We start from the raw sequence: 21,995 nt of genomic DNA, 5'->3' as shown, positions 1-21,995 counted from the left end.
TGTCAGCAACCGCCCGCGCAGTGCGGTGTGCGCTCGATCTGGATGGTCGCATGGCCAATGCGGTAGTGATGCTCCAGCTCGTGCGAAATCTCGCTGAGGAAGGTGTCGCCCGGGTGGCCCTGGGGCATGACGAGATGCGCTGTTAGCGCGGTCTCGGTCGTGCTCATCGGCCAAATGTGGAGATCGTGGACGGCGTCCACACCCGGTAGGGTTGCCAGATAATCGCGCACGGATTTCTCCGAGATGCCCTTGGGCACCGCGAGCAGGCTCATCGCCACGCTGTCGTTCAGCAGACCCCAGGTGCCCCAAGCGATCACGAGCACGATCAGCAGGCTTACTGCCGGATCGATCCACGTTTCGCCGGTCCACAGGATCGCCAGCCCTGCCATCACCACGCCCAGGCTGACCAGCGCGTCTGCGGCCATATGCAGGAAGGCCCCGCGGATATTGATGTCGTGCTGTCCGCGCAGGAAGAGCGCCGCGGTGCCCGCATTGATCAAAATGCCGATCCCGGCGACAATCGCCATGGTCTCGCCCTGGACCTCGGCGGGTTCTGCCATGCGATGCAACGTCTCGAACAGGATCGCTCCGATGGCGACCAGCAACAGCCCCGCATTGGCGAGCGCCGCGAGGATGGTCGAGCTCTTGTAGCCATAGGTGAAGCGGTCGGTCGGCGCCTTCTTCGCCGCGACGCTTGCGCCCCAAGCCAGCATCAGGGCCAGCACGTCAGAGAGGTTGTGGCCTGCGTCGGCGATCAGCGCCATCGAGCCAGAGATCCAGCCATAGGCCGCCTCGACGATCACGAAACCGGTGTTGAGGATGATGCCGATCAGGAAGGCGCGGCCGAAATCGGCCGGAGCATGGCTATGCCCTGCGTGATCGCTGCCATGCGCGTGATCGTGCCCTGCGCCCATGGCGATCAGTCGTACACGCAGGCATCGAGGGCGTCACGACCGACTACGCCGATGCGAGCGGCAATCGTATTGCCATGTCCGCGCAGCCAGCCGCGCGGGTTCACGACCGAGCGTTCCTTCGGCAGCGGTAGCGCGGCAGCCATGCGCGCCGCTTCGGTGGGGGTGAGGCTGGCGGCGGATTTGTTGAAGTATCGCTCGGCCCCGGCTTCCACGCCATAGGTGCCGATGCCGGTTTCGGCGACGTTGAGATAGACCTCCATGATCCGCCGCTTGCCCCAGATCTGCTCGATCAGCAGGGTGAAATAGGCCTCCAGCCCTTTGCGGAAATAGCCGCCGCCCTGCCACAGGAAGACGTTTTTGGCGGTCTGCTGGCTGATCGTGGAGCCGCCACGGATGCGCCCGCCCTGGGCGTTTTCGCGCATCGCCTGCTCGATCGCTTCGCGGTCGAAGCCGTCATGCGTGCAGAACTTGCCATCCTCTGCCGCAATCACCGCGCGCACCATGTTGCGGTCGATATTGCTGAGGGTGGTCCAGTCCTTGGTGATGCCGTTGCCGTCCATCACCATCGTGGCGGTGACGGGCACGGGCACGAATTTGAACGCGAGCACCAGCAGAAGGCTCAGCACCAGCAGGCCGAACATGGCTTTGAAAAGAAAGCGGACGAACCAGCGCATGGTCCTGCTGCTAGCGGCCATGGAGAGCGGTTGCAATCGGCGGCGCTTGCCCATGGGGCGCGCCCGTGCTTTCTGTCACCACGAATGAACACAAGGGGATGATCGATGCGCAATCTCACTCTGGCCGCGGCGCTGGCCGCTTTCGCTGCGACACCGGCTCTGGCCGATAGCGCGGAGGTCGCCGACGCGGTTGCAGCGGATTACGACAGCCATCTCGAAGACCTCTTCGTCCATTTCCATCAGAACCCCGAACTTTCCTTCCTCGAGACCGATACCGCCAAGCGCATGGCCGCCGAACTGCGCGCCGCCGGGCTGACGGTGACCGAAAATGTCGGCGGCACCGGCGTGGTCGGCATGCTGGAGAATGGCGATGGCCCGCTGATCATGTTGCGTGCCGATATGGACGGGCTGCCGGTGGAGGAGCGCTCCGGCCTCGACTACGCCTCTACCGCCACGCAGGTCGGGCAGGACGGCGAGACCTATCCGGTGATGCACGCCTGCGGGCACGACGTGCATATCACGTCGATGGTCGGCACGGCGCGGCGCTTGATGGCGATGAAAGACGACTGGTCGGGCACGTTGATGTTCGTGGTCCAGCCTGCGGAAGAACGTGTCGGCGGAGCCAAGGCGATGTTGGAGGACGGCCTCTACGACCGCTTCGGCAAGCCGGACTATGCACTCGCCTTCCATGTCGCCTCGATCCTACCGACGGGCGTCGTCTCGGCGGCCGAGGGAATCCAGTATTCGAGCGCCGATTCGGTCGATATCATGGTGCCCGGCGTCGGCGCGCACGGGGCCAGCCCGCACATGGGCCGCGACCCGGTCTATATCGCCTCGCAGATCGTCACCGCGCTGCAATCGATCGTCAGCCGCGAGATCGAGCCGCTCTCACCCGCGGTTATCACGGTTGGCGCGTTCCAGGCCGGCACGAAGCACAACATCATCTCCGAACGCGCCGACCTGCAACTGACCGTGCGCGCGAATGACGAGGATACGCGCGCACAATTGCTTGCCGCCATCGAGCGCGTTGCGGTCGGCATCGGCAAGGCCCACGGCCTGCCCGACGAACTGCCAGTGAAGGTCACGGTGAGCGAAGGCACACCGGTCACTTATAACGACCCCGAGCTCGCCCGCCGGCTGAATGGAGTGATGCGCGCGACTTTCGGCGAGGAAGGCTTCGAACCCTTCGAGCAGCGCGGCATGGGTGCGGAGGATTTCTCCTATTTCGTAGCGGAAGACCTCGGCGTGCCGGGCTACTATTTCGGCGTCGGCGGCACCCCGCCCGAGGCGTTCGAGGCCGAGGCCAATGGCGGCCCCGCCGTGCCGTCGCACCATTCCCCCCTGTTCAAGATCGCCCCGCGCGAGAGCGTGACGCTCGGCACCCGGGCCATGGTGGCCGCGGTGCTGGATCTGGCGGGGAGTTAGTCGTTAGACGCAAAAGAGAAAGGGCCGCCGGTCCCATCGGAACGGCGGCCCTTTCTATTGTCTCACGACCAGCGCAATTACGCCACGCCCGGCAGCAGCCTTTCGCCGGCAATCGCCTTCATTGCTTTCTGCACCTTTTCAAAAGCGCGGACTTCGATCTGGCGAATGCGTTCGCGGCTGACGCTGTAGACCTGGCTCAATTCCTCCAGCGTCTGCGGGTTTTCCGTCAGGCGCCGCTCGCGGAAAATGTGCTTCTCGCGATCGTTGAGATTATCCATAGCCTCCACCAGCATGTCGTGGCGGACTTCGGCTTCCTCGGCATCGGCGACCAGCTCGTCCTGCAGCGGACCATCGTCCTTCAGCCAGTCCATCCACTCGCCGCTGCCGTCTTCGCCATTGCGCATCGGCACGTTGAGCGAACCGTCGCCGCCCATGAGCATGCGGCGGTTCATGTTGATCACTTCCTGCTCGGGCACGCCGAGATCGGTCGCAATCTTGGCCACATCGTCGGGATGGAGATCGGTGTCCTCGTAGGCATCGAGGTTCTTCTTCATCCGGCGCAGGTTGAAGAACAGCTTCTTCTGTGCGGCGGTGGTGCCCATCTTCACGAGGCTCCACGAACGCAGGATGTATTCCTGGATCGATGCCTTGATCCACCACATGGCATAGGTGGCGAGGCGGAAACCGCGATCGGCTTCGAACTTCTTCACGCCCTGCATCAGGCCGACATTGCCTTCGGAAATGAGATCCGAAACGGGCAGGCCGTAGCCGCGATAGCCCATGGCGATCTTCGCCACGAGGCGCAGGTGCGAGGTGACGAGCTGCGCCGCAGCTTCGCTGTCCTCATGCTCTTCGTAACGCTTGGCGAGCATGTATTCCTGCTCTTGCGTCAGCACGGGGAATTTCTTGATTTCGGAGAGATAGCGATTGAGGCTCTGCTCACCGCCGAGCGCCGGGACGCTCAATGCTTTGGTATTGCTCACGTAAACCCTGACCTTTCTAGCGTCGACCTCGCGCGCCGAACCCCTGCTGGGCATTCGACTCTCGGGCCACTGAAGTTACTTATAACAGATATTGCCCGTGACTGTGCTGCTTTTCATCGATTTCAACGTGCGGTTTCGTCGATGAGTTCCCGCATATCGGGGGGCAATTCGGCGCGGAAATCCAAGCTTTCGCCGCTGATAGGATGGATGAATCCGAGGCTGGCTGCGTGGAGCGCCTGGCGGGCGAATTGCAGCTGCTGAAGCGTCGCGCGGATCGGCTTGGGAGTGCGTCCATAGACAGGGTCTCCTAATAGCGGATGACCTATTGACGCACAGTGAACGCGCACCTGGTGGGTTCGCCCGGTTTCGAGCCGGCATTCGATCAGCGCGGCATGGTCGAGGCGCTGCTTCGTCTCGTAATGCGTGACCGCATGCTTGCCGCGCGTGGCATCGTTGGGGAGCATGGCCATCTTCTTCCGATCCTTGTCGGAGCGGCCAATGCGGCCTGCGACAGTACCCGATGCCGGGTTCGGATGGCCAGCGCAGACGGCGAGATAGCGGCGCGCAATCGAATGGTCGGCGAACTGCTTCGCCAGCCCTTCGTGCGCCGCGTCGGATTTGGCGACGACCAGCAGGCCGGAGGTATCCTTGTCGATCCGGTGGACGATTCCGGGCCGTGCGACACCATTGATGCCGGACAGCCGCCCCGCGCAATGGTGGAGCAGGGCATTGACCAGCGTCCCGTCCGGATTGCCTGCCGCGGGATGCACGACCATGCCTGCGGGCTTGTTCACCACCAGCAGGTCAGCGTCTTCGAAGACGATCTCCAGCGGGATGTCCTGCGGTTCCGCGGCCAGCGGTTCAGGCGGGGGGAGGGCAATAGTGAAGCGAGCACCAGCCTCGGCCTTGGCGGACCCACTGGTCATCACCTTCCCGTCCAGCTCGACCGCGCCATCCGCGATGAGCCCCTTCACCCGCTCGCGCGACAACCCGCTCGCCTCGGCCAGCGCCTTGTCCAGGCGGCCGGTGGTGGCGAGCGATCCGCTGATGATTTCCGGCGAGGCCATGCTAGGGCCATGCGCGATGACCGTGGACATCTCAAGCGCGCTATTGGACCAACTGCTCGCAGAGGCGGAGGCATCGCATCCGAACGAATGCTGCGGCATCCTGCTGGGTGAAGGCGAACGCATCGGCGCCATTCTCCCCGCAGCGAACGTCCATCCCGACCCCGCAACCCATTTCGAGATCGATCCGCAAACCCTCATCGACGCGCATCGCGCTGGGCGATTGGGTGGTCCGCAGATCGTCGGCTATTACCACTCGCACCCCAATGGCGGCGCTGATCCCTCTGCAACCGATGCCGCCATGGCGCCGGGCGACGGGATGGTCTGCGCCATCGTCGCGGCAGGCCGAATCGCGTTCTGGCGTTCGGGGGATGCGGGGTTCGAAGCGCTTCCCTATGTGACCTCGCCTCGCTAAGACACATCCTCAATTTTTCATTACCGGGATCACGATGGACGACCGCCAATCGATCGACCTTGCCGCCATGCTCTGCTCGCGGCTGTGCCATGACATGCTGAGCCCCGTGGGGGCGCTGTCCAACGGGCTGGAACTGCTCGCGCTGGAAACCGACCCCGAAATGCGGGCCAACGTCATGCAATTGCTGGAACAGAGCGCGTCGATCTCTACCAACAAACTCAAGTTCTTCCGCCTCGCCTTCGGCGCGGCCGGCGGCTTTGGCGAGCGTGTCGATGTGGAGGAGCCCAAGGCGCTGATCCAGGCGCTGGTGGCGGACAAGGACAAGGTCGAGGTCAACTGGGCGCTGGCTGATGCCTCGCTCGGCAAGCCGGCGGTCAAGGTGCTGCTCAACTTCGCGCAGATCGCGATCGACGCGCTGGTGCGCGGCGGCACGCTGGATGTCGGCGCGGAAACGCGTGACGGGGCGTGCGAAATCGTGGTGCGCGCCAGCGGGCCCAAGGTCGCCTTCGACGAGACCATCGGCAAGGCGCTCGACGGCAGTCTCGACCGCAAGGAGCTGTCGAGCCGCACGGCGGCGGCGCATATGATCCACCTCCTCGCACAGGAGAGTGGCGGCGGTCTGCAATATCACAAGTCCGCCGATGCGCTGGTGTTGGGTGCAGTGTTGCCCCAGGGCGAAGGCCTGATCGGGTGAAGTCCGACTTCGGGAAGCTCGGCGAAGGCCTGCCCGCCAGCAAGGACGAGCTCGTCGACCGCGAGGTCCTTTCGCCCAATCACGACGAGCGCAGCGGTCCCATTTCGATGGTGGTGATCCACTATACCGAGATGGAGGATAAGGGTTTCGCGATTGAGCGGCTATGCGATCCGGAGGCCAAGGTCTCCGCGCATTACCTCATCGGCGAACAGGGCGAGGTCGTGCGGCTGGTGCCGGAAGACAAACGCGCTTGGCATGCTGGAGTCTCCTACTGGCGCGGCCATAAGGACGTTAACGGCATCAGCATCGGCATCGAGCTCGACCATCCGGGCCACAAATACGGCTATCGCGAATTCAACGAGGCGCAGTTCGAAAAGCTGGTGCCGCTGGTGGCGCGGATCGTGAAGGAATACGACATCCCGCGCGCCAACGTGGTCGGCCATTCGGACGTCGCGCCCGCCCGCAAGATCGATCCGGGCGAGCTGTTCCCGTGGGATCGCCTCGCCGAGTACGGCCTCTGCCTGCCGCGCCCCGAAAAGCTCGAACGCGGCGATCCGTTCGACAACGACGCGGCCTTCTACCTCGCGCTGGAACGCTACGGCTACGACATCACCGATGGGCACAAGGCGGTCGAAGCCTTCCAGCGCCGCTGGCGTCCGGAGAAGATCAACGGCGAGATCGACGGCGAAGTGCGCGCGATCCTGTTCCAGCTGCTGCTGGACAGGGATCGCGGCAACACCCGCTGACGCGTTTAGAAGTCCGCTGACACGGAGGCCTTGAACGTGCGCGGCCGCCCCTGCAGCAACGCGGCCGAGAAAGCATCGAAACTGCTGGCCCAATACCGCTCGTTGGCGACGTTATCGACCGACAGTCGCAGCGTGATCGGCGCTTCGCCGGCCACGAACACGTAGCGCGCACCGAGATCGAAGCGCGTCCAGCTATCCAGCGTCAGCGTGTTCGCCGCATCCACCCACTGCTCGCCGGTGTGCACGGCACGCCCTGTCAATGTGAGGCCGGGCGCAAAGCCGAGATCCCATTCGACATCGGCGTTGGCCGTGAAGTCCGGTACACCCGGCACCTCATTGCCGCCGATCAGTTCGGCATCTGTCAAGGCAGCGCCGCCGATCAACCGTAAGCCGGGTGCGACTTCGCCATTGACGGTCAGTTCCACCCCCCGATGGCGTTGATCGCCGAGATAGCCGAAGCTGCCATCGTCCAGCACGCCTTCGCCCGGGCGCTCGATCCGGTAGGCTCCGAGGCCGACGAACAATCCGCCCAGCGCCAGCTTGCCGCCGACTTCATATTGCACCGACTTGCGCGGGGCGAGGACTTCGCCGGGGTTGGTCACCAGACCAGGGTCGATCGGGGCCACGGGTCCTTGCTGCAGGGCTTCGATCCGGTTGGCATAGAGCGACAAGCCGGACACCGGTTTGACGACCAAGCCGGCCACCGGAGTAACCGCACTCTCGTCGTAGGTCGCGCCCGGGGTTCCGTCGTAATTGATGTTCTCCTGCCGGATATCCTGCAGGCGTAGGCCGCCGGTCAACAGGATGCGATCCCCCCACAGGCCAATGGTGTCCGAGGCGAAGGCGCTGGCCAGCCGTGTTTTGGTGATCGGTTGCGGATCGTCGAGGTCGCCGCCGATGAAGCCACCGGGCGGCAATGCGACCTGCGGCGTGTCGTAGAGGTTCGTGGCGTATCCCGATCCGAAATCGAAGGCCGTGCGGAAGACCTGCCAGCTGATATTGCCGCCGAAATTGATCTCCTGCGTGACGCGTTCGCCAAGGCGCACGCGCAGGCCGGCCTCGATAGCTTCGTTATTGCTTGTCGCAGGTACGAACAGCGACCCGCCGTTTGCGGCTCCGGTGTCGGCGTCGACCAGCGTCAGGCTGGCATACTGTCCTGCTTCCGTGCCGTCCCGAGCACCGCCGCGAGCATAAAGAGTTGCGTTGTCGGCGACATCGTATTCGAGTCCGAAGGTGCCGAACACGTCGGACAGATCGCTGTAGGCGAAATCCTGCGCGTAATTGGCGTCGGCGTCTGGGACGACCGGCACGGTGGAGGTCGCGATCGTTACCTTCGGCCGCAGGTTGTCGACACGGATTTCCTGATACGCCAGATCGATGGCGGCGCGTAGCGGTCCGCTATCGTAATCGAGCGCGCCGCCGATTACGGCCGTGCGGCGATATTCCTCGTCGATAGAAGTTTCGCCATCGCGATAGGCTCCGTTGATGCGCAGTCCCCACTCGCCCCCGCTTCCGAACCGGCGCGAGACGTCCACCGCGCCGCCGAAGCGGGCGCTTTGTTCGGCGGATACCGTAACCCGATTGAGATCGGACGCTCCGGCGCGCTTGAGCATCAGGTTCACACTGCCGCCGAGACCCGTGCCGCCCGGTGCGGCGCCATTGAGAAAAGCACTTGATCCGTTAAGCACCTGGACACTGCCGTATAGCTCCGGCGCCACAAGCTGGCGAGGCGCGATGCCATACAATCCGTTCACACCCACATCGTCGCCGAACAGGGTGAAGCCGCGGATGACGAACTGCTCGGACGCATTACCGAAGCCGTAGGTCGTCCGGATCGTCGGATCGTTTTCCAATACATCGCCCAGGGTCTGCGGCTGCTGGTTGAGGATCAGGCTCTCGTCATAAGACCGGATGGTAAAGGGCAGATCCTCTGCATTCTTGTTGCCCAGCACGCCCGCGCTTCCCGCATTGACCACCTGCGTCGCATTCTCGCGCTGCGCGGTGACGATAATTACGTCGTCCGACGTATCCTGCGCCTGCGCCGTTGCAGCGATCGAAGCGCCGAGGGCGAGGATTGAAACGCGAAGCATTGAATTCATGATGTCTTTCTTTCCAAACGGGAATGGCCCAAACGAGCATTACGATGTGCGCTCGATCGGCGACGCGCAAAGGCGGCGCGGATCGGGAGCAGGGAAACTATCAGCAGCAGCCAGCTGGCCAGGTCGCGCCAGCCATCCCCTGTCAGCCCCAGGATGAGACCTGCCACGGTGGCGATCGCCAGCGTCAATGGGACGGCGAAGGTCTGAAGAAGCGTGTTGCGCGGTTTGTGTCTCATGCGGCTTTTCCCAACGTGCCGCCGCTCTGGATCTCCGCGATCCGCCGTTCGAGCCTGCCGGACCTGCGGCGAAGCCACAGCAAAATGCCCGTCCACAGCACCCAGATCGTGATCAGCGTCATGACGGCCCAGATGATCTTCAGCGGCAGACCGCCATAGTCGCCGAAATGCAGCGGCTTCGACATCATCAGCGCCTGGTTGATCGCGGGCATGGTCCGCGCATCGGTCAACTGGCTGGAGCGCGCATCTACCAGCGCGGGGGTCAGCAGGTTCTGCGTGACCGGTCGATCGCCCTGGAAAAAGATCGCGTAATGATGGCCGGACGACCAGTCGCCGCCGGGGAAACCGACGAACTGCGGGCTGCGACCGGGCAGGGCTTCCTGGGCTGCAGCCATCGCCGCATCCAGCGACCCGTATTCGTCGGGTGAAAGAGGCTGCTGCGCACCGTAGCCTGCGGTCATCGCAGCGACTTCGCTTTCGCGCCAACTATCGGTCAGCGGATTGGCAAAGGCGTTGATCGCACCGGTCGCACCTACGACCATCATCCATGCGAACGCCACGACACCCAGTAGATTGTGCTCATCGAGCCGGCGGGTTCGGGGCTTGCGATCGGTCCGTACGGTGCCGAAGGGCAAACGGCGCATGAAGGGGGCATACAAAACGATGCCGGAAACCAGCGCGACCAGAAACAGGATACCGCAGACACCGAGAGCCCACATGCCGGGCAAGCCCAGGAACATATCGGTATGCAGCGTCAGCAGGAAATCCATGAGCTGATTGACGGGGGCCGGACCCAGCGACTCCCCGGTCGCCCGGTCGAGGAACAGCAGCGTCATCTGCGATCCGTCCGCATCGGGCGAGGGGCCGGTCGTCACGGTCAGGAGGGAATCGTCCTGACTGAAGGCCATGAACAGCGGGACTTCACCAGGCCGCTGCTCGAGCGCCGTTTCGAGCATGGCATCGAGCGGAAGCCCGCCTTCGGCAGAGGGGGTCTCGGCGAGTGCGGAGCCCGCCTCGTCGGCCATCGCGGCATCGATCTCGTCGTGGAAAATGAGGGGCAGGCCGGTGACGCACAGCATCAGCAGAAAAGCCATGGGAATAAGGCTGCTCCACTTGTGCACCAGGTACCAGAACTTGATCGTCTCGCGACTCATGGCGGTGCGGCTACCGAGCGGTTCGAACTGCGTCAATGAGAATAATTCTCAATAGCAGTTTAAGTTGAAGTCAGGCCTGGTGGCGAGTGGCCCCGCGATCGTCACCCGTTTCACTTGGCTAATCGAAAGCCACATCCTATCTGCGCATTCGCCAGGGGGCCGGGCAGCCGCTCCTTCGACAGGCTCAGGATGAGCGGGTTGTTGGAGAGGAAAGTCCGGGCTCCACGAAACAAGGGTGGCGGGTAACGCCCGCCCGGCGCAAGTCGAGGGAAAGTGCCACAGAGAGCATACCGCCGATGGCTCCTTCGGGAGAACAGGCAAGGGTGAAAGGGTGCGGTAAGAGCGCACCGGGGCTTCGGCAACGCGGTCCGCATGGCAAACCCCACCCGGAGCAAGGCCGAATAGGGGCGGCGCGCCAGCTTGCTGGCAGATACGTTTCGTATCGACCGCCCGGGTTGGCTGCTTGAGTCATGGAGCGATCCATGGCCTAGATGAATGGCTGCCGCCGCAGATACGGTCCGCTCGTCGGATACCGTCTGTGGAGACAGAACCCGGCTTACAGGCCCCCTGGCATCTCACCCCTCGCGGAACGGCGCGCCGACGGGCGGGTTGAGGCGACATGACGCAGCATAGCTCCCCACATCGCAGTCTCGCTCAGCGGGTCGCACTCGTCCTCGCCGTGGTCATCCAAATCGGATCGACCTTCCTCCCGCAGCTCGGCTTCGGCGAACCCATCGGCGAGCAGTCGGACAGCGTCCGCACCTTGGTGACACCGATCGGCTGGGCGTTCGGCATCTGGGGGCCGCTGTTCCTGCTCTCGACCGGCTTCGTGCTCTGGCAACTGCTTCCGGCGCAGCGGGACAACGCGCTGATCGACCGCATCGGCTGGTACGCAGTGGTCGCGTTGGCCTCGCAAGGCGTATGGGCGCTCTACACGCAGTTTGCCGACCTCACCTGGATATCGGTAGTCATTATCGCGACCTCGCTGGTCAGCCTGCTCGCCATCCTGCGCATCCTCACACAACTCGACCGCCCGATGACAGGGTGGGAGCGGTTCCTGATCGGCGTCACCTTCAGCGCGCTTGCGGCGTGGCTGACCGCCGCGACCATCGTGAACGTCACCGCCGCTTTGCGCTTCCACGGCGTCGGGGCGGAGGACACCTATCCGCTGCTCGCCGCCGCCATCGTCGCAGTCGGCGGCATCGTGGCCGCTCTGGCCGTGCTGCGCAGCGCGGGCAACCCGTGGTACGCGCTCGTTTTCCTGTGGGCGCTCTGGGGCATCTACAACCGCGGCGGGCAGGAAAGCGGCGTGGTCGCGATCGCCTGCAGCCTGTCTGCGCTGCTCGTCATCCTCGCTGCGGCTGCCGGATTGCAGCATCCGGCGAACAGGAAGCGATGGCTTGGCTGACCTTCGCGCTGGACAATCGCTGCGGAAACGCGAAAACGGCGCGCAACGACAGTCTTTAAGAGGGTCAATCCATGAAACGTTTCGCGCTTTACGCGGCAAGCGCCGCCATCGCCTTCACCTCCACCGCGGCCCAGGCCGACGAAGGCATGTGGACCTTCGACGGTTTCCCGACCGAACAAATGCAAGAGACCTATGGCTGGGCACCGGACCAGGCGTGGCTCGACCGCGTGCAGGCCGCCGCCGTGCGTCTGACCGGCGGGTGTTCGGCGAGTTTCGTGTCGGGTTCGGGCCTGATCCTCACCAACCACCACTGCATCGCCAGCTGCCTGTTCGACAATTCCTCGGACGCGATGGACTATCTCGACGCGGGTTTCGTCGCGCAAAACCGTGAAGAGGAGCTCAAGTGCCCCGGCCAACAGGCCGAGGTCGTGACCTCGATCGCCGACGTGACCGAAGAGGTGAAGGACTCCTTCGCAGGCCTCGAGGGTGAAGCCCTTACCAAGGCACGTGACGCCAAGATTGCGGAACTCGAGTCGGCCGGATGCCCGGACACCGATACGACCCGCTGCCAGGTGGTGACGCTGTTCGGCGGCGGGCAATACAAGCTTTACACCTACCGCAAGTACTCGGACATCCGCCTCGCTTGGGCCCCGGAAGACCGCGCCTCGACCTTCGGCGGCGATCCCGACAATTTCAACTTCCCGCGCTACTCGCTCGATGCGAGCTTCCTGCGGGCCTATGAGAACGGCCGGCCGGTCGCCACACCGCAGCACCTTCAGTGGAACCCACGCGCTCCGCAAGAGGGCGAGGTGACATTCGTGGTCGGCAATCCCGGCTCGACGAGCCGCCTCTACACGCAAAGCCAGCTCGCCTTCGAGCGTGAGGTGCGCTTGCCGGTGACCCTCACGACCCTGTCCGAACTGCGCGGCCGCCTGATCACTGCCATGGACGAAAGCCCTGAGAAGGAGCGGCAGGGTCTCGACGCGCTCAACGGCGTCGAGAACGGCCTCAAGGTCTATATCGGCCGCACCAAGGCGCTGAACGATCCGGACTTCACCGCCCAGCTGGCCGAAGCCGAGGCCGACCTACGCCAGCGCAGCGAAGGCAATGCCGAGATCGGCGATCCGTGGACCGCGGTTGACGAGGCGACCGAAGCCTATCGCGCGCTTTACCTGCCGTCGCGCTTCATCAGCCCCTCGGGCGACCTGTTCGGTTATGCTTCGACGCTGGTTTTCGCGGCGCAAGAGCGCGCAAAGCCCAATGGCGAGCGCCTGCCCGGCTACACCGACAGCGCGCTGCCGCTGACCGAGAAGCGCCTGCTCGACGAGCGCCCGGTCTACCCCTGGCTCGACGAGCTGATGATGGGCTGGAGCCTCTCGAAGGCACGCGAATATCTCGGCGTGGACGATGCGGACAGCCGCCTGCTGCTGGGGCAGGAAAGCCCCGAAGCGCTGGCCGAGCGGCTGGTCGAAGGCACGCAGCTGGCCGATCCGGCGGTGCGCAAGGAGCTTTGGGACGGCGGGCTGGCCGCGATCGAGGCATCGGACGATCCGATGATCGAGTACGCCCTGCGCCTCGCCGATCGCCAGCGGGCACTGCGAGATGCGGTGAACGAGAGCTATTCCGGCCCGCTCGCCATCGCCGGTGGCAAGCTCGCCGACGCGCGCTTCGCGGCCTATGGCGACAGCCTTTATCCCGATGCCACCTTCACGCTGCGCATCAGCTACGGCCAGGTGAAGGGCTGGGAGGAACGCGGCCAGCAGGTGCCGATCCTGACAACGATGGGCGGGACTTTCGAGCGCGCGACCGGCGCACCGCCGTTCGACGTGGCCGAAGCCTTCGCCGCGAACCAGGCCGATATCGATCCCGATACCGCTTTCGACTTCGTGACCACCAACGACATCATCGGCGGTAATTCCGGCTCTCCGGTGATCGACCGCGCAGGCACGGTGATCGGTGCGGCTTTCGACGGCAATATCCATTCGCTGGGCGGCAATTACGGTTACGACGGCACGCTCAACCGGACCGTGGCGGTGTCGACCGATGCGGTGCAGGAAGCGCTGGAGACTATCTACCCCGCGCCCGCGCTGGTCCGCGAACTGGCCGGCGAATAACGCAAGAGCTGGCAGGCTTCCGGAACAGCCGGGAGCCTGTCACGCTTCAGTCGAGCATGTCTGCCTTGATGGCGATAGACCCGTCGGTCTCGGCCGCCTGGATGGCACGCCGGGTATCGCCTTCGAGAACCAGCGCGGTCAGGCGGCCGGTGCGAAATGCGCCCGTATCGATACCAATGCGATGGTCGGTCCGCTCGATATCCTCGAAGATCGTATGGCCGTGCACGACGACATGGCTGAACGGCTCGGGATGCTTGAGAAAGCGCTCGCGGATCCAGCGCAAGTCGCTCTGCTTTTGCTCTTCGACCGAGCGCTTCGGATTGAGTCCGGCATGAACGAAAACATAGTCGCCGGCGATGATCAGATCTTCGAATGACGCAAGAAACTCGCGATGGTCCTGCGGAATCAGCCCGGCCATTTCGATCTGCAAATCCTTCATCGTAAGCTCGTTGTAGCGCTTGCGCTTGATGCCGTAGCTCAGGATGGTCTCGCGTCCGCCATGCTTGACGAAGTGGCGCAGCATTTCCTTGTCGTCGAAGCTCTCGAGGAACATTTCCTCGTGATTGCCGGCGATGTAGCGCACTTTGCGCGTCTTGCCCCAGTCGCGTGCACGTTCGATGACGCCGCAACTGTCGGGGCCGCGATCGATCAGATCGCCGAGCAGGATGACCGTCGTGTCTGCCGCTTCGTTGGCTGCATCGTCGGCTTCGATCGCTTCGATCAGTTCCTCGAAGAGGTCCAAACGACCATGAATGTCGCCGATTACGTAATAGCGTTCGCCATCCGGAACCCGCGCCACGCGGCGCGCGGTGGGGCGTTCCTTGAACAATTGGCGAAGGGATCGAAGCATTGGTTGTGAGTTCTCGATATATGGAACGTGGGCCTTGCCGGCGGGCGACCAGATAGGGCCTAGTCCGCCACGGGACAACCTTCGCTGAATGGCGCGTTGTGCAGTTGCGAAAACATCACAGGTTTTGCTGCATGTGCAAAAACTTTGCGGGTCATATCTTGCGTAAAGACCACGTGACGTGCACAAAAGTTGCCGTATCCGGACGAGGAGCCACCAAAACGGCCCCGACGGATTCGCAGGTGGGACGAAGCGACACTCGTGTAGGAGTTTGTAATGCTGACGTCCTTTCGCGGCCTGATGGCCATTTCGCTCGCATCGGTGAGCCTGATTTCCGCCGCGCCCGTGATGGCGCAGGTCTCCAACCCGGCTGAAGAGGTCGAGGACGGCGTCGATGCCGGCCCTGTGACCGTCTCCGCCAACGTGGCGCTGACCACCGACTATCGTTTCCGCGGCGTCTCGCTATCGGGCGGCGATCCCGCCATCCAGGGCGGCATCGATGCCGCGCATGACAGCGGTTTTTATGTCGGCACCTGGGCATCCTCGATCGACGGCGGCCCTGCCTATGGCGAACTCGAAGTCGACATCTATGCCGGGTACAGCGGCCAGATCAGCGACGCCGTCAGCTTCGATGTCGGCGTGCTCTACTATCTTTACCCGACCGAGGACCTCGGTCTCGATACCGACTATTGGGAGCCGTACGCCTCGCTCGGCTTCAACCTCGGCCCGGCGGAAGCCACGGTCGGCGTCGCCTGGGCACCGAGCCAGGATTCGCTGGGTAATGACGACAATCTCTATGTCTATACCGACCTCGGTGTAGGCGTTCCCAACACGCCGATTACCCTGACCGGCCACCTCGGCTACACCGACGGACCGCTGGCCCCGCCGCTGCTGGCCGGTACCGCAGACGATACCGGGCTGGACTGGGCTATCGGCGCGACCGCATCGGCCGGTATGTTCGAAGTGGGCGTTTCCTATGTCGGCGTCGAAGGTCCGTCGATCGACGGCTTCACCGACGACGCGATCGTCGGCACGATTTCCGCCAGTTTCTGAGTGACCAGCCGGGCAGGGGCGGGCCAGCGCTCGTCCCCTTTCCCGCCAGAGTATTCGAATGCGCCGCACCCGCTGCGGCGCATTTTCGTTTGTATCCTGGAGGATTTACGCCATCTGCGCGTAATGACCAAATTCCTCCATACCATGATCCGCGTCGCCGACATCGACGCGACTGTCGCCTTCTTCGATCTCATCGGGTTGAAGGAAGTACGCCGCTTCGACAACGACAAGGGACGCTTCACGCTTGTGTTCCTTGCCGCGCCGGGGCAGGAAGGCACGGCGGTCGAACTGACCTACAACTGGCCGCCGGAGGATGGCAGCGCGCCGGAAACCTACGACGGCGGACGCAATTTCGGCCACCTCGCCTATCGCGTCGAGGATATCTACGCGACCTGCCAGCGGCTGATGGATGCGGGCCACACGATCAATCGCCCTCCGCGCGACGGGCACATGGCCTTCGTGCGGACACCCGATGGTATTTCGATCGAGCTACTGCAGGAAGGCTATCTCGACCCGCAGGAACCGTGGGCGAGCATGCCCAATACCGGCAGCTGGTAGTCAGCCCTTCTTCTCGATGTAAGGCGAACTCGCATCGTCCGGGTGCGCGGCCGAGAGGCGGATGACCGTGTAGCCCACGATTGCCGATAGCAACGATCCCAGCAGGATGCCGATCTTGGCCTCGTTGATTAGCAACTCCTGCCCGGCGAAGGCCAGCCCGCTGATGAACAGCGACATGGTGAAGCCGATCCCGCACAACAGGGTGATGCCCCAGATCTCCTGCCAGCTCGCCTGGTCGGGACGGGGGGCGATGCCCAGCCGGTCCGCCAGCCAGATGGCCGAGAAGATGCCGATCTGCTTGCCGAGGAAGAGCCCTGCGATGATCGCGACCGGCAGCGGTGCCAGCAATTGCTCCATGCCGAGACCGGCCAGCGGCACGCCGGCGTTGGCGAAGCCGAAGACAGGAACGACCAAATAGGCGCTCCACGGGGCCAGCGCGTGCTCCATGGTTTCGACCATGGTTTCGTCGTCCTTGCCGCGCATCGGGATGCACAGCGCGCCCACGACGCCCGCGATCGTCGCGTGGATGCCGGAGTTGAGGACGAAGAACCACAGCACCAGGACCAGCAGGATGAACGGCCAATAGGCGGAAACGCGCGCCTTGTTCATCGCCAGCATGGCACCCACGATGACTGCGGAGGCGCCCAGCCACTCCAGCTTGATGTTCTCGGTATAGAAGGCTGCGATCACGAGCACCGCACCGATGTCGTCCACGATGGCGACGGTCAGCAGGAACAGGCGGAGCGATGCCGGGCAGCGATTGCCAAGCAAGCCCAGCACACCCATCGCGAAGGCGATGTCGGTCGCGGCCGGGATCGCCCAGCCGCGCAGCAAGGTGCTGTCGCCGCCGACGACACCGACATAGAACAGGGCCGGGACGACCATGCCGGCAGCCGCCGCCATGATCGGCAAGCGTCGCTGCTGCGCGGTGGAGAGCTGCCCCTCGATCCACTCGCGCTTCACCTCCAGCCCGACGACGAAGAAGAAGATCGCCATCAAGCCATCATTGATCCATAGATGGAGGTCGTACAGCTTGGGGATCGGGGTCCACGCCAGCTTGCCGTAGAACAGCTGCTGGTACTCCGCGGCGAACGGCGAATTCGCGGCCAGCATCGCTGCAACAGCTACGAAGATGAGCAGGATACCGGCCGAGGCATCGCTGACGAACAGCGCTCGCACGGGGGCGAAAACGAGGCGGAAAGCTGAAGGGCGTTCGGTCATGTCGGGGTGGTCCTTTGAACAAACCGCACCGCGTTGCAAGGGGGTGATCGTTTCGCTAGACGCCTTGGCGGGGGGAAACGGGTCGTGCTCATCGGCGAATTCACTGTCGCGCAATGGTTTTTGCTCGCCCATCGCGAGCTGCTGCTGTTTTGCGCGGCCTTTTTCGCGATTGGCGTAATCGACGAATTCGCAGTCGACCTGTCCTACATCTGGATGCGGCTGCGCGGCCGGATCGCAATCCCGAAAATCGACGAATCGCAGCTGACCGAAAGGCCGTTAACAGGCCGCGCAGCAGTACTCGTCCCTGCATGGCAGGAAGCCGCGGTGATCGGCCCGACAATCTACCACATGCTCGAAGTCTGGCCCTATCGCGATCTGCGAATTTACGTCGGCTGCTACCACAACGACCCGGCAACGATGGCATCGGCCATGGCGGCTGCGCGGGGCGATCCGAGAGTGCGGATCGTGGTGCATGGCGAAGACGGCCCGACGAGCAAGGCCGACTGCCTCAACCGTCTTTACGCTGCCTTGCGCGAAGACGAGGCGCGCGGCGGGACAGCGGCCCGCATGATCGTGCTGCATGATGCGGAGGACATGGTCGATCCCGCAGCTCTCGCTCTGCTGGACGACGCGATGGCAACGGCGGATTTCGCCCAGCTACCCGTTATGGCGCTCCCGCAGCGCGGGTCCGCCCTTATCGGCAGTCACTACGCCGACGAGTTCGCAGAATCGCACGCAAAGGCGCTTCTGGTGCGCGACGCCTTGGGCGCGGCCATTCCGGGGGCAGGCGTGGGTCTCGCGATCTCTCGGGATATGCTCAGTCGCTTCGGCGACGAGCCTTTCGCGCAGCAATCGCTGACCGAGGATTATGAGCTTGGCCTGCGCGTCGCCGAGGCAGGCGGACTGGGCCGCTTCTTGCGCTGCCGCACCGCCGACGGTCGCCTGATCGCAACTCGTGCCTTTTTCCCGGCGCGCCTCGATCAGGCCGTCCGTCAGAAGACGCGTTGGATGCATGGTATCGCGCTGCAGGGCTGGGACCGGCTCGGCTGGCAGGGCTCGGCTGCGGACATTTGGATGCAGCTGCGCGATCGGCGCGGGCCGCTTGCTGCCATTCTGCTTTCACTTGCTTACCTGCTTATCGGACTGAGTGGATTACTCTACTTGTTGGTGAGCAGCGGCGCGATTGCGGCACCGGAATATTCCGGACTGCTGGGCTGGCTGTTGCTGCTCAATCTCGTCGGTCTTGGCTGGCGCTTCGCGATGCGGGCGCTTTTCACCGCGCGCGAATACGGATGGCGACAGGGCTTGCTGTCCGTACCGCGGCTGATCGTGTCGAACATCATCGCTATCATGGCCGCGCGCCGCGCCCTGTCTGCCTATGTAGGAACGCTGCGCGGTGCTACTGTCATTTGGGACAAGACAGAGCACCAGGACCATCCGGCCTTGGCCGCAAGGGCCGAGGCCCACGCATGAGCGATGGCGCAGTGGAGGCGCGTCGAGGGCAGCCTCTTCTATTCCTTGGCTTGTTGCTAATCGGCTGGCTGCTGATCCGTTTAATTTCGTGGCAGAGTCCCTGGCCGATGATGGTTCAGCCGACAAAATCCAATACGCTTGCATTCTCGTACGAAGGTGAACGCACCGCTGCGATAGTACCCCAAGCGAGGCCATCGCCCGAATACGATCAAACGGTTCCATCATATGCTGGGCCGGTTCCAAACCCTGCGCCCTCCAGAAAACAAATGCCGATTTCCCCAATCGTCACGCTGACGAGCCGCGATCACCGCGAGCATTTCGGAACTGGTGAGCGGGTGCTGGAAGAAAGCTTATTGCGGCAAACCGATGTGGCACAGTCGCATGTGCCGGGCGGCACCGCGGAATCGATCGACCGCACGCTGGAAGCCACACCTCAGAATGATGCCGATTGGCTAAAAGCATGGCGGATCGATGCTTGGTTGATGCTGCGCGATGGAGGAACGTCCGCGCTCACCGGTGGAGCGCGGCCGGCAAGCTACGGAGCCAGCCAGGCAGGTGCGGTGATTGCCTATCGCCTCGCGCCGTCCAGCAGGCACGATCCCGCGATCTATGCGCGAGCCAGCAAGGCGCTGGTGACAGCAGGAGAGACCGAGGCGGCGCTCGGTATGCGCGCAAGGCCGGTTGGCGGCTTGCCGTTAGCGCTGCACGCGGAATTGCGCGCAACAGAATCTGCCGATCAGGTGAGGTTGCGACCTGCCGCCTTCGTTTCGGCAGGTATTGAAAACTCGCAAATGCCGTTCGGCCTCGAAGCCTCCGGCTATGCTCAGGCGGGTTACGTCGCCGGCGATTTCGCCACGGGGTTTGTCGATGGCAGGATCGACCTCACCCGCGACATCGAGGACAACGATCCACTATCGGTGCGCGCCGGTGCCGGGGCTTGGGCCGGCGCGCAGCGCGGCGCCTCGCGGGTGGACATCGGCCCGACGCTCAAGCTGGATTTCGGACTCGGCAATGGACAGGCGCGTATCGCGGCCGACTACCGCTTCCGCGTGGCCGGCAATGCCGAGCCCTCTTCCGGAGCAGCGATCACCCTTGCGGCGGGCTTCTGACACGGTTCAGCTTTTATCCGGGCGGGGGCTGCGATAGGGCGCTTTCATGGATGTATACCTGCCCATTGCGAACCTGTCCGTAAACGGGCTGTGGATCGTCGCGCTGGGCGGGCTGACGGGCGTGCTTTCGGGTCTGTTCGGAGTAGGCGGAGGCTTCCTGACGACGCCGCTGCTGATCTTCTACGGAGTGCCACCCACAGTGGCCGCCGCTTCGGCTTCGACACAGGTCACCGGGGCCAGCGTGACAGGCGTAATTGCGCATAGCGGTCGCAAGGGCGTCGACTACCGCATGGGTGCGGTGATGGTCGCCGGAGGGGTTGTCGGTTCAGGCTTCGGCGCGCTGCTGTTCCGCTTCTTCCGCTCGATCGGCCAGATCGATGTCGTCATCAATGCGCTTTACGTCGTGCTGCTCGGATCGATCGGGCTGCTGATGGCGAAGGAATCGGTCGAACTGCTGCGCGGTGCCAGATCCGGCAGCAAGCAGGCCCCGAAGCGCCGGCACCATCCGCTGGTGGCCAGCCTGCCGATGAAATGGCGCTTCTATCGCTCCGGTCTCTACATCTCTCCGCTTGCCCCGCTGCTGGTCGGCGTCGTCGTCGGAATTCTCACTATGCTGATGGGGGTCGGCGGCGGCTTCATCCTCGTGCCCGCCATGCTTTACATTCTCGGCATGAGCGCGAATGTCGTCGTCGGCACCAGCCTGTTCAACATCCTGTTCGTGACCATGGCGACCACGATGATGCACTCGCTGACAACCAAGGCGGTGGACATCGTGCTGGTCTTCCTGCTGCTGATCGGTTCCGTCACCGGCGCACAGATCGGCTCGCAGATCGCCGTCAAGGCCAAGCCCGAACTGCTGCGGCTGATCCTGGCCGCCATCGTGCTGGTGATCGCCTTCCGCATGTTCCTCGGCCTGTTCTACCAGCCGGACGAGATCTACACGGTGTATCCGCTGTGAGGGTTCTGTTGATCCTTCTCTGCGCGTTCGCGCTAATGGGTCAGCGTGACCCGATCCTCGTGCCCGAGGTCAGCCAGCACGAAGTGGAGGTCAGGCAAGGGTTTACCGGCACCGAACTGCTGTTGTTCGGCGCGGTCCTCGATCCGGGCGGGCGCGCTGCGGGCAATCAATACGACATCGTCGTGGTGCTCAAAGGTCCCGCCGAGCCTGCCCGACTGCGCGAGAAGGGGCGCTTCCTCGGCGTGTGGGTCAATGCGGAGAGCACCGATTTCCGCTCGGTCCCCTCGTTCTTCGCGGTCGCCTCCTCCCGTCCCATCGAGGAGATCGTGGACGAGAAAACGGCTGCGATTTACGAGTTCGGCACCGACTATATCCAGCTCAGCCCCAGCGGCGTGATCGATCTGGACGAGCAGGCGCGGTTTTCCGCGGGTCTCGTCGATCTGAAAACGCGCCAGCAGCTTTACAAGCAGGATTTCGAGGGCGTGCAGATCAGCGAGCAGGTTCTGTATCAGGCACGGATTACCTTGCCGTCCAACGTGACCACAGGGACCTATACCGCCGAGACTTTCGCGGTGAGTCGCGGGCGGGTAATCGCCTCGGCGCAGACCGAAGTGGAAGTCCAGAAAGTCGGCTTCGAACGGCAGGTCGAGGAGTATTCGCAGGACTTGTCGCTGCTCTACGGTCTCCTCGCCGTCGTGCTGTCAGTCGGCATGGGCTGGCTGGCCGGTCGCCTCTTCGCGATGATCTAGAGCCCCGACCCCAGTCCCTATCGACCCATTAGCGTTGACCCGATTTTAACCGTCCCCCGCCATAGGCTGTAGCCCTGCGCGATGGGCGCGAAACTTGGGGC

21 protein-coding genes and 1 other RNA gene are annotated in these 21,995 nt (G+C 63.7%); 13 read left to right on the top strand and 9 right to left on the bottom strand.

Annotation, left to right across the window (positions count from 1 at the left end):
- Positions 1–2 precede the first annotated feature (2 nt).
- Both P8R33_RS02990 and mtgA read right to left on the bottom strand, forming a co-directional pair.
- The gene (locus P8R33_RS02990) at positions 3–914 is read right to left on the bottom strand and encodes a cation diffusion facilitator family transporter (protein WP_278327503.1); all 912 of its coding nucleotides are present in this window, start codon (positions 912–914) and stop codon (positions 3–5) included.
- A gap of 5 nt (positions 915–919) precedes the next feature.
- Positions 920–1,588 (bottom strand): monofunctional biosynthetic peptidoglycan transglycosylase, encoded by a 669-nt coding sequence (gene mtgA / locus P8R33_RS02985; RefSeq protein WP_278327502.1) that lies wholly within the window; start codon positions 1,586–1,588, stop codon positions 920–922.
- Positions 1,589–1,693: 105 nt separating this feature from the next.
- Here mtgA and P8R33_RS02980 point away from each other — a divergent pair, with 105 nt between their 5' ends.
- Positions 1,694–3,013, top strand: coding sequence for an amidohydrolase (locus P8R33_RS02980; protein ID WP_278327501.1), 1,320 nt, complete (start codon positions 1,694–1,696; stop codon positions 3,011–3,013).
- Positions 3,014–3,090: 77 nt separating this feature from the next.
- Here the strand turns inward: P8R33_RS02980 and rpoH are convergent, their stop codons facing one another.
- Together rpoH and P8R33_RS02970 are read right to left on the bottom strand one after the other, a co-directional pair.
- On the bottom strand, positions 3,091–3,996 hold the full coding sequence (rpoH, locus tag P8R33_RS02975; RefSeq protein ID WP_278327500.1) for an RNA polymerase sigma factor RpoH: 906 nt from the start codon (positions 3,994–3,996) through the stop codon (positions 3,091–3,093).
- A gap of 122 nt (positions 3,997–4,118) precedes the next feature.
- The gene (locus tag P8R33_RS02970; protein WP_278327499.1) at positions 4,119–5,063 is read right to left on the bottom strand and encodes an RluA family pseudouridine synthase; all 945 of its coding nucleotides are present in this window, start codon (positions 5,061–5,063) and stop codon (positions 4,119–4,121) included.
- A 16-nt stretch (positions 5,064–5,079) separates the two neighbouring features.
- Between P8R33_RS02970 and P8R33_RS02965 the strand changes: the two genes are divergently transcribed.
- From P8R33_RS02965 to P8R33_RS02955, 3 genes are all read left to right on the top strand, one after another.
- Entirely contained in the window at positions 5,080–5,475 is a 396-nt protein-coding gene (locus P8R33_RS02965) for a M67 family metallopeptidase (RefSeq protein WP_278327498.1), read from the top strand.
- A gap of 34 nt (positions 5,476–5,509) precedes the next feature.
- Entirely contained in the window at positions 5,510–6,169 is a 660-nt protein-coding gene (locus tag P8R33_RS02960) for a histidine phosphotransferase family protein (RefSeq protein WP_278327497.1), read from the top strand.
- Between the two features lie 107 nt (positions 6,170–6,276).
- Complete coding sequence (locus tag P8R33_RS02955; protein ID WP_278327926.1) at positions 6,277–6,915, top strand: N-acetylmuramoyl-L-alanine amidase; 639 nt, start codon at positions 6,277–6,279, stop codon at positions 6,913–6,915.
- A 5-nt stretch (positions 6,916–6,920) separates the two neighbouring features.
- Here the strand turns inward: P8R33_RS02955 and P8R33_RS02950 are convergent, their stop codons facing one another.
- Genes P8R33_RS02950 through P8R33_RS02940 form a run of 3 tightly spaced genes read right to left on the bottom strand, consistent with a single transcriptional unit; the run spans position 6,921 to position 10,404 of the window.
- Positions 6,921–9,014 carry a TonB-dependent receptor gene (locus P8R33_RS02950; protein ID WP_278327496.1) on the bottom strand — a complete coding sequence of 698 codons (2,094 nt, stop codon included), beginning with the start codon at positions 9,012–9,014 and terminating at the stop codon, positions 6,921–6,923.
- Positions 9,011–9,250: a hypothetical protein gene (locus P8R33_RS02945; RefSeq protein WP_278327495.1), complete on the bottom strand. Its 240-nt coding sequence runs from the start codon at positions 9,248–9,250 to the stop codon at positions 9,011–9,013. Before P8R33_RS02945 ends, P8R33_RS02950 begins: the two co-directional genes overlap by 4 nt.
- Positions 9,247–10,404, bottom strand: coding sequence for a PepSY-associated TM helix domain-containing protein (locus P8R33_RS02940; protein WP_278327494.1), 1,158 nt, complete (start codon positions 10,402–10,404; stop codon positions 9,247–9,249). The genes P8R33_RS02945 and P8R33_RS02940 overlap by 4 nt, the downstream gene beginning before the upstream one ends.
- Positions 10,405–10,555: 151 nt before the next feature.
- Here P8R33_RS02940 and rnpB point away from each other — a divergent pair.
- The 3 genes from rnpB to P8R33_RS02925 all read left to right on the top strand — a co-directional run bounded on the left by rnpB (position 10,556) and on the right by P8R33_RS02925 (position 13,926).
- Positions 10,556–10,979: RNase P RNA component class A (gene rnpB / locus P8R33_RS02935), an RNA gene on the top strand.
- Between the two features lie 44 nt (positions 10,980–11,023).
- The gene (locus P8R33_RS02930; protein WP_278327493.1) at positions 11,024–11,812 is read left to right on the top strand and encodes a TspO-related membrane protein; all 789 of its coding nucleotides are present in this window, start codon (positions 11,024–11,026) and stop codon (positions 11,810–11,812) included.
- A gap of 71 nt (positions 11,813–11,883) precedes the next feature.
- On the top strand, positions 11,884–13,926 hold the full coding sequence (locus P8R33_RS02925) for a S46 family peptidase (RefSeq protein WP_278327492.1): 2,043 nt from the start codon (positions 11,884–11,886) through the stop codon (positions 13,924–13,926).
- Positions 13,927–13,972: 46 nt separating this feature from the next.
- On the opposite strand, the gene P8R33_RS02920 is transcribed toward P8R33_RS02925, so the two are convergent.
- Positions 13,973–14,776 carry a metallophosphoesterase family protein gene (locus P8R33_RS02920; RefSeq protein ID WP_278327491.1) on the bottom strand — a complete coding sequence of 268 codons (804 nt, stop codon included), beginning with the start codon at positions 14,774–14,776 and terminating at the stop codon, positions 13,973–13,975.
- Positions 14,777–15,049: 273 nt separating this feature from the next.
- Here P8R33_RS02920 and P8R33_RS02915 point away from each other — a divergent pair, with 273 nt between their 5' ends.
- Together P8R33_RS02915 and P8R33_RS02910 are read left to right on the top strand one after the other, a co-directional pair.
- Positions 15,050–15,826, top strand: a complete 777-nt coding sequence (locus P8R33_RS02915; protein ID WP_278327490.1) for a TorF family putative porin — start codon at positions 15,050–15,052, stop codon at positions 15,824–15,826.
- A gap of 123 nt (positions 15,827–15,949) precedes the next feature.
- A complete protein-coding gene (locus P8R33_RS02910; RefSeq protein ID WP_278327489.1) occupies positions 15,950–16,384 on the top strand; it encodes a VOC family protein in 435 nt (144 codons plus the stop codon).
- Here the strand turns inward: P8R33_RS02910 and nhaA are convergent, their stop codons facing one another.
- The gene (nhaA, locus tag P8R33_RS02905; RefSeq protein ID WP_278327488.1) at positions 16,385–17,605 is read right to left on the bottom strand and encodes a Na+/H+ antiporter NhaA; all 1,221 of its coding nucleotides are present in this window, start codon (positions 17,603–17,605) and stop codon (positions 16,385–16,387) included.
- Between the two features lie 84 nt (positions 17,606–17,689).
- Here nhaA and P8R33_RS02900 point away from each other — a divergent pair, with 84 nt between their 5' ends.
- The 4 genes from P8R33_RS02900 to P8R33_RS02885 are packed head-to-tail and all read left to right on the top strand — an operon-like array spanning position 17,690 to position 21,894.
- Positions 17,690–19,078 carry a glycosyl transferase family protein gene (locus tag P8R33_RS02900; protein ID WP_278327487.1) on the top strand — a complete coding sequence of 463 codons (1,389 nt, stop codon included), beginning with the start codon at positions 17,690–17,692 and terminating at the stop codon, positions 19,076–19,078.
- Positions 19,075–20,187 (top strand): hypothetical protein, encoded by a 1,113-nt coding sequence (locus P8R33_RS02895; protein WP_278327486.1) that lies wholly within the window; start codon positions 19,075–19,077, stop codon positions 20,185–20,187. Before P8R33_RS02900 ends, P8R33_RS02895 begins: the two co-directional genes overlap by 4 nt.
- A gap of 46 nt (positions 20,188–20,233) precedes the next feature.
- A complete protein-coding gene (locus P8R33_RS02890) occupies positions 20,234–21,145 on the top strand; it encodes a sulfite exporter TauE/SafE family protein (protein ID WP_278327485.1) in 912 nt (303 codons plus the stop codon).
- Between the two features lie 35 nt (positions 21,146–21,180).
- On the top strand, positions 21,181–21,894 hold the full coding sequence (locus P8R33_RS02885) for a TIGR02186 family protein (RefSeq protein ID WP_278327484.1): 714 nt from the start codon (positions 21,181–21,183) through the stop codon (positions 21,892–21,894).
- Positions 21,895–21,995 lie beyond the last annotated feature (101 nt).

It is taken from the genome of Qipengyuania flavescens (assembly GCF_029688735.1).
GTDB lineage: Bacteria > Pseudomonadota > Alphaproteobacteria > Sphingomonadales > Sphingomonadaceae > Qipengyuania.
The sequence above is the reverse complement of the archived record's forward strand: the minus strand, read 5'-3'. Positions and strand labels throughout refer to the sequence as shown.

What these genes read in the sequence shown, in the direction of transcription:
- P8R33_RS02990 (WP_278327503.1), bottom strand. Translation starts at nt 914, where the DNA reads ATGGGCGCAGGGCACGATCACGCGCATGGCAGCGATCACGCAGGGCAT.
- mtgA (WP_278327502.1), bottom strand. Translation starts at nt 1,588, where the DNA reads ATGCGCTGGTTCGTCCGCTTTCTTTTCAAAGCCATGTTCGGCCTGCTG.
- P8R33_RS02980 (WP_278327501.1), top strand. Translation starts at nt 1,694, where the DNA reads ATGCGCAATCTCACTCTGGCCGCGGCGCTGGCCGCTTTCGCTGCGACA.
- P8R33_RS02970 (WP_278327499.1), bottom strand. Translation starts at nt 5,063, where the DNA reads ATGGCCTCGCCGGAAATCATCAGCGGATCGCTCGCCACCACCGGCCGC.
- P8R33_RS02965 (WP_278327498.1), top strand. Translation starts at nt 5,080, where the DNA reads ATGACCGTGGACATCTCAAGCGCGCTATTGGACCAACTGCTCGCAGAG.
- P8R33_RS02960 (WP_278327497.1), top strand. Translation starts at nt 5,510, where the DNA reads ATGGACGACCGCCAATCGATCGACCTTGCCGCCATGCTCTGCTCGCGG.
- P8R33_RS02955 (WP_278327926.1), top strand. Translation starts at nt 6,277, where the DNA reads ATGGTGGTGATCCACTATACCGAGATGGAGGATAAGGGTTTCGCGATT.
- P8R33_RS02950 (WP_278327496.1), bottom strand. Translation starts at nt 9,014, where the DNA reads ATGAATTCAATGCTTCGCGTTTCAATCCTCGCCCTCGGCGCTTCGATC.
- P8R33_RS02945 (WP_278327495.1), bottom strand. Translation starts at nt 9,250, where the DNA reads ATGAGACACAAACCGCGCAACACGCTTCTTCAGACCTTCGCCGTCCCA.
- P8R33_RS02940 (WP_278327494.1), bottom strand. Translation starts at nt 10,404, where the DNA reads ATGAGTCGCGAGACGATCAAGTTCTGGTACCTGGTGCACAAGTGGAGC.
- P8R33_RS02930 (WP_278327493.1), top strand. Translation starts at nt 11,024, where the DNA reads ATGACGCAGCATAGCTCCCCACATCGCAGTCTCGCTCAGCGGGTCGCA.
- P8R33_RS02925 (WP_278327492.1), top strand. Translation starts at nt 11,884, where the DNA reads ATGAAACGTTTCGCGCTTTACGCGGCAAGCGCCGCCATCGCCTTCACC.
- P8R33_RS02920 (WP_278327491.1), bottom strand. Translation starts at nt 14,776, where the DNA reads ATGCTTCGATCCCTTCGCCAATTGTTCAAGGAACGCCCCACCGCGCGC.
- P8R33_RS02915 (WP_278327490.1), top strand. Translation starts at nt 15,050, where the DNA reads ATGCTGACGTCCTTTCGCGGCCTGATGGCCATTTCGCTCGCATCGGTG.
- P8R33_RS02910 (WP_278327489.1), top strand. Translation starts at nt 15,950, where the DNA reads ATGACCAAATTCCTCCATACCATGATCCGCGTCGCCGACATCGACGCG.
- nhaA (WP_278327488.1), bottom strand. Translation starts at nt 17,605, where the DNA reads ATGACCGAACGCCCTTCAGCTTTCCGCCTCGTTTTCGCCCCCGTGCGA.
- P8R33_RS02895 (WP_278327486.1), top strand. Translation starts at nt 19,075, where the DNA reads ATGAGCGATGGCGCAGTGGAGGCGCGTCGAGGGCAGCCTCTTCTATTC.
- P8R33_RS02890 (WP_278327485.1), top strand. Translation starts at nt 20,234, where the DNA reads ATGGATGTATACCTGCCCATTGCGAACCTGTCCGTAAACGGGCTGTGG.
- P8R33_RS02885 (WP_278327484.1), top strand. Translation starts at nt 21,181, where the DNA reads ATGGGTCAGCGTGACCCGATCCTCGTGCCCGAGGTCAGCCAGCACGAA.